Source organism: Sphingobium sp. FW306-1B-F04DB, assembly GCF_058781925.1.
Genome location: NZ_JBYSXE010000075.1, coordinates 1 through 11,609 on the forward strand (window position 1 = coordinate 1; position 11,609 = coordinate 11,609).

At 66.3% G+C, this 11,609-nt stretch carries 8 protein-coding genes and 1 tRNA gene; 2 read left to right on the forward strand and 7 right to left on the reverse strand.

All coding sequences use genetic code 11. From position 1 onward, the window contains the following. Positions 1-73: 73 nt before the first annotated feature. Positions 74-547, reverse strand: a complete 474-nt coding sequence (locus AC3WJD_RS20750; protein WP_492748661.1) for an Lrp/AsnC family transcriptional regulator — start codon at positions 545-547, stop codon at positions 74-76. Positions 548-693: 146 nt separating this feature from the next. On the opposite strand from AC3WJD_RS20750, the gene putA reads away from it, so the two are divergent. Next, on the forward strand, positions 694-4,332 hold the full coding sequence (putA, locus tag AC3WJD_RS20755) for a trifunctional transcriptional regulator/proline dehydrogenase/L-glutamate gamma-semialdehyde dehydrogenase (protein ID WP_492748662.1): 3,639 nt from the start codon (positions 694-696) through the stop codon (positions 4,330-4,332). 181 nt (positions 4,333-4,513) lie between these two features. On the opposite strand, the gene AC3WJD_RS20760 is transcribed toward putA, so the two are convergent. From AC3WJD_RS20760 to AC3WJD_RS20785, 6 genes are all read right to left on the reverse strand, one after another. Continuing rightward, positions 4,514-4,589: transfer RNA gene (locus tag AC3WJD_RS20760), tRNA-Lys, on the reverse strand. Between the two features lie 90 nt (positions 4,590-4,679). Beyond that, positions 4,680-5,792 carry a rod shape-determining protein RodA gene (rodA, locus tag AC3WJD_RS20765; RefSeq protein WP_492748663.1) on the reverse strand — a complete coding sequence of 371 codons (1,113 nt, stop codon included), beginning with the start codon at positions 5,790-5,792 and terminating at the stop codon, positions 4,680-4,682. Beyond that, positions 5,789-7,819, reverse strand: a complete 2,031-nt coding sequence (mrdA, locus tag AC3WJD_RS20770; RefSeq protein WP_492748664.1) for a penicillin-binding protein 2 — start codon at positions 7,817-7,819, stop codon at positions 5,789-5,791. The genes rodA and mrdA overlap by 4 nt, the downstream gene beginning before the upstream one ends. A gap of 13 nt (positions 7,820-7,832) precedes the next feature. Then, a complete protein-coding gene (locus AC3WJD_RS20775; protein WP_492748665.1) occupies positions 7,833-8,345 on the reverse strand; it encodes a rod shape-determining protein MreD in 513 nt (170 codons plus the stop codon). Then, on the reverse strand, positions 8,342-9,229 hold the full coding sequence (gene mreC / locus AC3WJD_RS20780) for a rod shape-determining protein MreC (protein ID WP_492748666.1): 888 nt from the start codon (positions 9,227-9,229) through the stop codon (positions 8,342-8,344). Before mreC ends, AC3WJD_RS20775 begins: the two co-directional genes overlap by 4 nt. Before the next feature lie 17 nt (positions 9,230-9,246). Continuing rightward, positions 9,247-10,281, reverse strand: a complete 1,035-nt coding sequence (locus AC3WJD_RS20785; RefSeq protein WP_182911817.1) for a rod shape-determining protein — start codon at positions 10,279-10,281, stop codon at positions 9,247-9,249. Positions 10,282-10,450: 169 nt separating this feature from the next. Between AC3WJD_RS20785 and mutL the strand changes: the two genes are divergently transcribed. Beyond that, the coding region (mutL, locus tag AC3WJD_RS20790; protein WP_492748667.1) for a DNA mismatch repair endonuclease MutL at positions 10,451-11,609 on the forward strand (1,159 nt) is incomplete at its 3' end.

Here is an 11,609-nt window from a genome sequence, read left to right on the forward strand (position 1 = left end):
CCGCAGACGAAATCCTCGCCTCCGTCAAACGCTTCTGCCAAAAAACAATGAGCCGAACTTCAGATTCAGATGACTAGATCGGGCCATCCTTTACCGCCTCCATCGCGACGAAGGTCGACGTGCTGGCGACATGGGGCAGGCTTGAGATTTTCTCTCCCAGCACCTCGCGATATTTCTTGATGTCGGTGGTGCGGACCTTGAGCAGATAGTCGAAGCTGCTCGCGATCATGTGGCACTCCTCGACCTCGCGGACACTGCGGACGCCGCGGTTGAATTCCTCGAGCGCCTGTTCGCGCGTGTCGGAGAGCTTTACCTCGGTAAATGCGATATGATCCATGCCGAGTTTCGCGGGGTTCACGACCGCACGGAAGCCGAGGATGACGCCATCGTCGATCAACCGTTTCAGCCGCACCTGGCACGGCGTCTTCGATAACCCGACGCGTGCGGCAAGTTCGGTCACGGAGATCCGGCCGTCCTGCGACAAAATGCTGATGATCTTGAGGTCGAAATGGTCAAGATGCCTATCTAAGAGGGTCGTATTGGCCATTAGGTCTCCAGCACTTGCAAAATTTGGATCAATTGCCTGCCTTCTATAGTTTCAAAAGTCTGAATGCCAGAACTCGCTTTGCTAATATGCGAGCTGTTATCATTCGAGAGTGCCTCGCCATGCAGAATGCCCCCTCCAGCGCCCCCATGTTTTCGAATTTCGCGCCCGCCATTCACGAGCAGACGCCGCTGAGACAGGCAATTACGGCCGCCTATCGGCGCAGCGAGCCCGAGTGCCTTGCGCCGCTGGTCGAGCAGGCAACGCTCCCCGAGGCGGTGACCTCGGCTGCCGCGCGCACCGCGTTCGACCTGATCACCGCGCTGCGCGCCAAGCACAAGGGCACCGGGGTTGAAGGGCTGGTGCAGGAATATGCGCTGTCGAGCCAGGAGGGCGTGGCGCTGATGTGCCTTGCCGAAGCGCTGCTGCGCATTCCCGACGATGCGACTCGCGACGCGCTTATCCGCGACAAGATCGCCGATGGCGACTGGAAGGCGCATCTGGGGGGCGGACGTTCGCTGTTCGTCAACGCCGCCACCTGGGGTTTGGTCGTCACGGGCAAGCTCACCAGCAGCGTCAACGACAGCGGCCTCGCTGCCGCACTCACGCGCCTGATCGCCCGCTGCGGCGAACCCGTGATCCGGCGCGGCGTCGACATGGCGATGCGGATGATGGGCGAACAGTTCGTCACTGGCGAGACCATCGCCGAGGCGCTCAAGCGTGCGCGCCCGCTCGAAGAGCGCGGCTTCGCCTACAGCTACGACATGCTGGGCGAGGCGGCGACGACCGCAGCGGACGCGGCGCGCTACCTCACCGATTACCAGCGCGCGATCCACGCCATCGGCGCGGCCTCGGACGGGCGCGGCATCTATTCAGGGCCGGGCATCTCGATCAAGCTCTCCGCGCTCCATCCGCGCTATGCGCGCGCGCAGGCCGATCGCGTGATGGGGGAACTGCTGCCCAATGTGAAGGCACTGGCGGTGCTCGCGAAATCCTATGACATCGGCTTCAATATCGACGCCGAGGAGGCCGACCGGCTCGAGCTCTCGCTCGACCTGCTCGAGGAACTCGCGCTCGATCCCGATCTCGCGGGCTGGAACGGGCTCGGCTTCGTCGTCCAGGCCTATGGCAAGCGCTGCCCCTTCGTGCTCGACTATATCATCGACCTTGCGAAGCGCGCAGGCCGCCGGATCATGGTGCGGCTCGTGAAGGGCGCCTATTGGGATGCCGAGATCAAGCGTGCCCAGGTCGACGGACTCGCCGATTTCCCGGTCTATACGCGCAAGATCCACACCGACGTCGCCTATATCGCGTGTGCGCGGAAGCTGCTCGCCGCGACCGACGTGATCTTCCCGCAGTTCGCGACGCACAATGCGCAGACGCTGGCGACGATCCATCACATGGCGGGGCCAGATTTCACGATGGGCAAATACGAGTTCCAGTGCCTCCACGGCATGGGCGAGCCGCTCTATGACGAGGTCGTCGGCAAGGACAAGCTCGATCGCCCGTGCCGCATCTATGCGCCCGTTGGCACGCACGAGACTCTGCTTGCCTATCTCGTCCGGCGCCTGCTCGAGAACGGCGCCAATTCGTCATTCGTCAACCGGATCTCCGATCCCGATGTGCCTGTGTCGGAACTGGTCGCGGATCCCGTCGCGCGCGTCCGCGCGATGTCCCTGATTGGCGCGAAGCACGACCAGATAGCGCTACCTGCCCAAATTTATGGGGAGCGCGCCAACAGCGCGGGCCTCGACCTGTCCGACGAACAGCAGCTGGCAAGTCTCGACGAGGCGCTCCGCGCCAGCGTCGATGTTGACTGGCGCGCGGTGCCCGAGGGGCGCAACGCGGGCGATGATGTGCAGGAGGTACGCAATCCCGCGGATCATCGCGACGTCGTCGGAAGCGTCATTCATGCGACGCCCGCCGATGTCGCCGGGGCGACCGCACGCGCACAGGCCGCGCTGGCGCATTGGAGCATTGTGCCCCCCGTCGAGCGCGCCGCGCGCCTCGAGCGTGCCGCCGAAATCATGCAGGATCGCATGCCGACGCTGCTCGGGCTGATCGTGCGCGAGGCGGGCAAGTCGCTCCCCAACGCCATCGCGGAGGTGCGCGAGGCGATCGACTTCCTGCGCTATTACGCGCAGCAGGCGCGCCGCACGCTCGGCCCCGTCCATGCGCCGCTTGGGGTGGTGACGTGCATCAGCCCGTGGAACTTCCCGCTGGCAATCTTCACCGGCCAGATCGCGGCCGGGTTGGTCGCGGGCAATCCGGTGCTCGCCAAGCCCGCCGAAGAGACCCCGCTGATCGCAGCAGAGGGCGTCCGCATCTTGCACGAGGCCGGAATTCCCGCCGACGTGCTCCAGCTGCTTCCCGGCGAGGGCGATGTCGGCGCCGCGCTCGTCGGCGCGCCTGAAACCGCCGCGGTGATGTTCACCGGATCGACCGAGGTCGCGCGGCTGATCCAGAAGCAGCTGGCCGCGCGCGTTTCGGCGGCGGGCAGGCCCGTGCCGCTCGTGGCCGAAACCGGCGGCCAGAATGCGATGATCGTCGATTCCTCGGCGCTGGCCGAACAGGTGGTGGGTGACGTCATCGCGTCGGCGTTCGACAGCGCGGGCCAACGCTGCTCGGCGCTGCGTGTCCTCTGCCTTCAGGAAGACGTCGCCGATCGCATTCTCGAAATGCTCAAGGGCGCGCTCAGGGAGCTCAGCATCGGCCGCACCGACCGGCTGAGCACCGATATCGGCCCCGTGATTACCGCCGAGGCCAAGGCCAATCTCGAGGCGCATATCGAGCGCATGCGGGGGCTTGGACGTCCGGTCGAGCAGATTGCGCTTGCGGGCGAGACGACGCACGGCACCTTCGTCCCGCCGACGATCATCGAGCTCGACACGCTTGCCGACCTGACGCGAGAGGTGTTCGGCCCCGTGCTTCACGTCATCCGCTATCGCCGCAGCAAGCTCGATGCGCTGATCGACCAGATCAATGCCAGCGGCTATGGGCTCACCTTCGGCCTCCACACCCGGCTCGACGAGACGGTGGCGCACGTCACTTCGCGCGTGCAGGCGGGCAATCTCTATATCAACCGCAACATCATCGGCGCGGTGGTCGGGGTTCAGCCCTTTGGGGGGCGCGGGCTTTCGGGCACCGGCCCCAAGGCGGGCGGGCCGCTCTATCTCGGCCGGCTCGTCACGGTTGCGCCGGTTCCGCCGCAGCACAGCTCGACCAGGACCGATGCCGCGCTGCTCGATTTTGCGGCGTGGCTCGACGATGGGGGGCGCGGTGAAGCCGCCGAACGCGCGCGCCAGCTGGGCGAGCAGTCTGCGCTGGGCCTCGAGATCGAGCTGGCGGGGCCGGTGGGGGAGAAAAATGTCTACACGTTGCATCCGCGCGGGCGCGTCCTGCTGATGCCGCAGACCGAGCAGGGACTGCTCGATCAACTCTCGGCGGTGCTCGCGACGGGCAATCACGCGGTGATTCATGCGCCCCAGGCGCTGCGGCGTGCGCTTGAAGCCGTCCCGGGCAGCGTCCGGGCCCGGATGGCATGGGGTGACGACTGGATCCGGCAGGGCCCCTATTCAGGCGCGCTGGTCGAGGGAGATGGCCAAAGCGTGATCACCGCACAGAACGGCATCGCCACACTGCCCGGGCCGATCGTGCTGACACAGGCGACAGCGCCCGGCGCCGGCACGCCGGCAGACTATTGCCTGCAATGGCTGCTCGAGGAGGTTTCGGTCTCGATCAACACGACCGCGGCGGGCGGCAATGCGAGCCTGATGTCGATCGGCTAGCGGGGACGGACGAGGCCAAGGGGGCAGCGCAGTGGCGCGGCGCTGCCCCGGAAATCGACACGACCTTCACAGCCATTTGAGCCTCGATCGATCTGGTGCCGTGGCAGGCGCGACGATGCGCGCAATTACGGCGTTCCACGGTCACGAATGAGGGGGCTGCCCCGGTGGGGCGGAGAAGGTTTGGTGGACGCACTAGGGCTCGAACCTAGGACCCGCTGATTAAGAGTCAGCTGCTCTACCAACTGAGCTATGCGTCCACACTGGCCTTGAGAACCGGCGGCCCGGAGGGCTGCGCGATCAAGAGGCGTGCCCTCTAGCAGCGGATTCGCCGCCTTGCAAACCCTAATTCAATCAAAATTCGATCGCCGCTGCGAACCGCGATCGATCGACATCAGGATGCCGACGCAGATCATTACGGTCATCATCGCCGAGCCGCCGAAGGAGAAGAGCGGGAGCGGGATTCCGACGACGGGCGCGAGTCCCATCACCATCATCAGGTTGATCGCCACGTAGAAGAAGATCGTCGTCGCGAGCGATGCCGCGGTCAGCCGCGCGAACCGCGTCTGCGCGCGCTGGCCGACGCGAAGCCCCCAGCGCACGACCATGATGAAGCCGATGATGATCGCGAGGCCGCCGACCAGGCCCCATTCCTCCGCCATCGTCGCGAACACGAAGTCGGTATGACCCTCGGGGAGATAATCGAGATGGCTCTGGCTGCCGTTGAGGAAGCCCTTGCCAAAGATGCCGCCGGATCCGATCGCGATCTTGGACTGGCTGATATGATAGCCCGCACCCAGCGGATCGCTTTCCGGATCGAGGAAGATCAGCACGCGCTTCTGCTGATATTCGTGGAGCATCGAAAAGGCGATCGGCACGGCGGCGGCAAGCGCGAGCCCGCCGCCGATGAAGATCCACAGCGGCAATCCCGCGAGGAACATCACGGTCAGTCCGCCAGCCGCGATCATCAGCGAGGTGCCGAGATCGGGCTGGATCATCACGAGAAAGAGTGGGACGCCGATCGCGAGTGCCGGCGGCCAGATCGCTGACCAGCTGCGGATCTGGCCGACGGGAAGCAGATCATAATAGCGCGCAAGGGCGAGCACGATCGCGAGTTTCATCATCTCGGATGGCTGGATCCGGATGAAACCGAGATCGAGCCAGCGCTGGCTGCCCCCTCCGACGAAGCCGAGCATCTCGACGAGGATCAGCAGCACCAGGATGGCGACATAGAGCGGGAAGGCCGCCGCCTTCCACGCGCGCTCGGGGACGCGCGACAGCACCAGCGCCATCACGAGAAAGACGCAGAAGCGGAGCCCTTGCGAGAACGCCCATGGCCTCAGGCTGCCGCCCGCCGCCGAATAGAGCACGATGAGGCCGAAGGAGGTGATCCCGATGATCAGCAGCAGCGGCTTCCAGGGCAGGCGGGCGAGCGGGGCGGGGACGAGCGAATTACTGGTCATTCGGCATCCTCGGCAGCGGGCGCGGCAGGGCGCGCGACCGCATTGCTGGCGTTGGCGGCGGTGGCAGCGTTCGTGGCATTCGACGCGTTGGCGACCGCCGCATCGGCATGTGCTGCAGCGGCCGCGGGATCGGCCGCCGCCTCGCGCGCCGCCTTGTAACGCGCGGCATCGGCCGCCATGCGCTTGCCGATATCGCCGCCCCATTCGACTTCGAAGGCTTCGAGCTTGGCCATCGCCTTGGCGGGATCGAACAGATAGAGCAAAGTGTCGCTTGCTACCGGGGCGGCGGCGCCCGATCCCGACATGCCATGCTCGATCACCACCGCGGCGGCATAGCGCGGATTGTCGACCGGCGCGAAACAGACGAACAGGCCGTGATCGCGGAATTTCCAGGGGATGCCCAGGCCACGCCGCGCGCCGCCCTTGAAGTTGCGGACCTGCGCCGTGCCTGTCTTGCCGCCCATGCGGATGCCCTCGAGCGGCAGCCGGCTCCGCCCGGCGGTGCCCGCGCCGTTGACGACCTCGTCCATGCCCGAACGGACCTTGGCGAGATGTTCGGGCGAAAAGGGCAGGGGAGCGGGCGGCTTTACGTCGCCCGTCACCGCCAGCCGCGGCACCAGCATGCGCCCCGAGGCGACGCGCGCTGCCATCACCGCGAGCTGCAGCGGGCTCACCTGAAGATAGCCCTGTCCGATCGAGGTGTTGAGCGTGTCAGACACGCTCCATTCCTGCTTGTAGCGGCGCTGTTTCCAGGCGGGATCGGGCACCGTTCCGTATTTCTGCGAGGGCATGGGCAGCGCATATTCGGTGCCAAGCCCCATGGTGTGCGCGACCTGAGCGATCGCGTCGATCCCCGCGCGCCGCCCCATCGTGTAGAAATAGGTGTTGCAGCTCTTGGCGATCGCGGTGTGCATGTTCATCGGCCCGTGCCGGCTGAGGCAGGCGAAGCGACGATTGCCGAGCTGATAGCCGCCGCCGCAATAGACGATATCGTCGGGATCGACGCCCGCCTGCTGGAGCGCCAGCGCGGTGATCGGCTTGAAGGTCGATCCGGGCGGGTAGAGCCCCTGGAGCGACTTGTTCATCAGCGGAACGCGCTCGTCCTCCGACAGCATGCTCCATTCGGCATGGCTGATACCGTCGGAAAAGCTGTTGGGATCGTAACAGGGCATCGATGCCATCGCGAGGACATCGCCATTGGTGCAGTCGATCACGATACAGGCGCCCGACTGGGTGCCGAGGCGCCGCGCGGCATAGGCCTGGAGCCCCGCATCGATCGTCAGCTTGACCGGGTTGCCCGGCGTGTCGGGACGCGTCGCCAGCTCGCGCACCAGCTTGCCGCGCGCGGTGACCTCGGTGCGCTTGGCGCCGGGAAGGCCACGCATCCGGTCGTTGAGCATCTTCTCGATGCCGTCCTTGCCCACCTTGAAGCCGGGGGTGATGAGCAGCGGATCCTTCGACTTCTCGTAATCCTTGGCCGAGGCGGCGCCGACATAGCCGACAAGGTGCCCGACCGCGGCGCCATCGGGGTAGAAGCGCGAATAACCGCGTGCGGGCGCCGCGCCGGGAAGGTCCGCAAGCCGCACGCTGATCGCCGCATATTGATCATAGGTCAGGCCGTCCGCGACCTGGACGGGCTGGAAGCCGGCTGCCTTGTCGAGATCCTCGAGGATCCGGTCGCGATGATCCTGATCGAGCCCGAGCAGGTTGCCGAGCGCGGTAACGACCCGTTCGCGATCGGTGACGCGGTCGGGGATGAGGTCGACGCGGAAATCAGTGCGGTTGATCGCGATTGGCTTGCCATAGCGGTCCACGATCCATCCGCGCCGCGGCGGGATGAGTGTGAGGTTGACGCGGTTGCTTTCGGACAGCAGCGCGTAACGCTCGTTTTCGGCGATCGACAGCCAGCCCATGCGCGTTGCGAGCAGCGCGCCGATGCCCGCCTGCACGCCGCCGAGAAAGAGCGTGCGCCGGGTAAAGGAAAGCGATTGCTGGGCCTCCGACAGGATCGGGCGCTGGCGTTTCATCGACCTCGTTTCATCACGACAGGCGCCAGCGATCAAGCAGCGCGCAAAGGCGCGCCACCGCGGGGAAGATCAGGACCGACAACACCATCTGCGGCACAATCTGCACCACCGTTCCGTTGCCCCCCGTCGCATTGGCGGTGACGAGGCCGCCAATGAGGCAGAAGATAATCGCGGCCGCGGCGATGAGCCAGTCCTGCCAGTAATCGCGCCACACCATGCGTCGGTCCGCCAGGTCGATCCCGAGCAGGACGAGCGTCCAGAGCAGCATCGCGCTGCCGATCGGCTGGCCGCTGAACAGATCGTCGACGAGCCCCAGCGGCAGGCCGATCCAGACGGGCCACAATTCGGGACGCAGCAGTCGCCACGCAAGCAGCATCATCAGCCCGAAGGGGGGCAGGATCGGCTGTGTCGCGATGATGGGGAGGACGACCGTCGCCGAACCGACAATCGTACTGAACACGGGCAGGGTCCGCCCCCGCAGTCGCGCGATCCGTTCTTCTCCGTCCGAGCGGATGCGCGGACTCATTCGGCGCCGTCCTCGGGTGGGCTCACGGGCGCGTTGGCGACCGCGGGGACGAAGACCGGCAGCACCACCGCAAAGTCGAGCCGCGCGGGATCGGCAAGCGGACGCGCCATCGCGCCATCGCCCGAGGCGGTGATCGCGATCGCGACCGGGATCTTGGGCGGATAGACGCCACCGGTACCGGAGGTGACGAACACGTCGCCAGGCTTGAAGACATTGCCCGTCGCGGTCAGCGCGCGGATGTCGATCGAGCCGTCGCCATTGCCGGTCGCGATCGCGGGCATGCCGTCGGTGATACGAATGACAGGAACGACATTGCCCGTATCGATGAGCAGCTGCACGCGCGCGGTCCCGCGCCCCACCTCGATGACGCGGCCGACAAGCCCGTCGGGGCCGCGCACCGGCTGCCCCGGGACCACGCCATGCGCGCTGCCCGCGTTGAGGATCGCGAAACGGCGCGAACTCGAAGCCGAAGAGCTGGTCAGCTGCGCCGCGACGATTGCACCTTCATCCGCCTCTACGATGCCGAGCAACCGTTTGAGCCGGCGGTTCTCATAGTCGGTCGCACGCGCCTCGAGCAGCTTGCGGCGCGCCGCGGTCAGTTCCTTGCGCAGCGCCGCGTTCTTGGAGCCCGCGTCGAAATATTCGAGCACCGCAGCGCCGCTTGCCCCCGTCGCGCGCACGCCCGTACGCAGCGCGCTCGAAACCGGGTTCGTGATATCGCTGATCAGCGCCCGGATCGCATTGTGGCCCGCCGGGTCGACCCATGCGGTGACGACCAGCAGCAGGCCGAGCAATGCGCCCGAGACCGCGATGACATAGCCCGCGAACAGGCCGTACTGCGCACGGCGCGAAAAGCCGGGGCGCCGATTTTTGGGCGGCGCCATAAGCGCTTACGCCCCGATCAGGCGGTGAGCAGCACGCCGCGGAAGATCGGATCTTCCAGCGCGCGGCCCGTCCCCAAGGCGACGCAGGTGAGCGGATCGTCGGCGACCGTAACGGGCAGGCCCGTCTCGTCGCGCAGCACTTCGTCGAGCCCGTGCAGCAGCGCGCCACCGCCGGTGAGCACGATGCCCTGGTCGACGATGTCGGCGGCGAGTTCGGGCGCGGTGTTCTCGAGCGCGATGCGTACGCCTTCGACGATCGTGCCGACGGGCTCCGACAGCGCCTCGGCGATCTGCCCCTGGTTGATCGTGATTTCCTTGGGCACCCCGTTGACGAGATCGCGACCCTTGATGTGGATCGTCTTGCCGACGCCATCGAGCGGCATCTTGGCGACACCGACTTCCTGCTTGATGCGCTCGGCGGTGGCTTCGCCGATCAGCAAATTGTGGTTGCGGCGGACATAGGAGACGATCGACTCGTCCATCTTGTCGCCGCCGACGCGGACCGAAGTGGTGTAGGCGAGACCGCGCAGCGACAGCACTGCAACCTCGGTCGTGCCGCCGCCGATGTCGACGACCATCGAGCCGATCGGCTCGGTGACGGGCATGTCGGCACCGATCGCGGCCGCCATCGGCTCCTCGATCAGCCAGACCTGCGAGGCGCCCGCATTGGAAGCGGCGTCACGGATCGCGCGGCGCTCGACCGAGGTCGACCCCGACGGCACGCAGATCACGATCTCGGGGAAGCGCCAGGGGCGCGATTTGCCACCATGCACCTTGTGGATGAAGTGCTTGATCATCTGCTCGGCCACGTCGATGTCGGCGATCACGCCGTCACGCAGCGGGCGGATCGCCTCGATGCTGCCGGGGGTCTTGCCCATCATCAGCTTGGCGTCGTCGCCGACGGCCTTGACCTTCTTGACGCCGTTGATTGTCTCGATCGCGACCACCGAGGGTTCGTTGAGCACGATGCCGCGCCCGCGCAGATACACCACGGTGTTCGCGGTCCCCAGGTCGATCGCCATGTCATGGGACATGAATTTCAGAAATTTCATATGGCGCGAAAAGAACATGTATGTGCCCGTCCAGACTAGTCACTTGACGCACAGCCGAGGCCGCGCCGGTATAAGGGTCCGCTGCGGCGCTTCAGATGTCTGCAAGCACCAATTTTTTTTAGTCAACGCCGGGTCGCGGGATGCCGTCGCTTGGGCTAGACAAAGCCTCATGTCAATACGCCGCCTCCCCGAGCATCTTGTCAACCGAATTGCCGCAGGCGAAGTCGTTGAAAGGCCTGCAAGCGCGCTGAAAGAGCTGGTCGAGAACGCGATCGACGCGGGCGCCACGCGAATCACGGTGAAGCTGGCGGGTGGCGGCGTCGACCTGATCGAAGTCAGCGACGACGGATGCGGCATGGATCGGGGTGAAATGCAGCTCGCGCTCGAGCGTCACGCCACGTCGAAGCTGCCCGATGATGCGATCGATGCGGTTTCGACGCTCGGCTTCCGTGGCGAGGCTTTGCCCTCGATCGCCAGCGTCTCGCGATTCACGCTCGAAAGCCGCGTGCGCGGTGCCGATGGCTGGCAGCGCGTCGTCGACAATGGCCGGGTCGAGAGCGAAGGCCCGGCCGCACTGCCGCCGGGCACGCGGATCCGCGTCGAGCGCCTGTTCGAGAAGGTGCCCGCGCGCCGCAAGTTCCTGCGCAGCCCGCGCGCCGAATATGCCGCCTGCGTCGATGCGGTGCGCCGGCTCGCAATGGCGCGGCCCGATATCTCCTTCGCATTGGAGCATGAAGGACGGCGCGCGCTGGGGGTGCAGGGCGGCGAGAGCGGCCCCGATCGCGTTGCGGCGCTCACTGATCGCGCATTGGCAGAGAACAGCGTGGGCGTGGATTTCGAACGCGAGGGCGTGCGGCTGGGCGGTGTGGCCGGCTTGCCGACCTTCAACCGCGGCGTGGCGGATCACCAGTATCTCTTCGTCAATGGGCGCCCCGTGAAGGACCGGCTGCTCGCGGGCGCGGTGCGCGGCGCCTATGCCGATGTGCTCGCACGCGACCGGCATCCGGTCGTGGCGCTGTTCCTCAACGTCCCGCCCGAGGCGGTCGACGTCAACGTCCATCCCGCCAAGACCGAGGTGCGTTTCCGCGATCCCGCTTTGGTGCGCGGCATGATCGTGAGCGGGTTGAGACGCGCGCTTGACGAGGCGGGGCATCGCAGCGTCCAGCGGCCCGACCCCTCGGCGCTCGGCAACTGGCAGGCGGAAAGGCCCTCCCCTTCAGGGAAGGGGTTGGGGTGGGGAAATGGAACAGTCGAAGGGCTCCCTTCGCTCGCCCCCCCCCCCCACCCCCCCCCCCCCCCCTCGCCAGATCAATGGACCGCCATTCGCT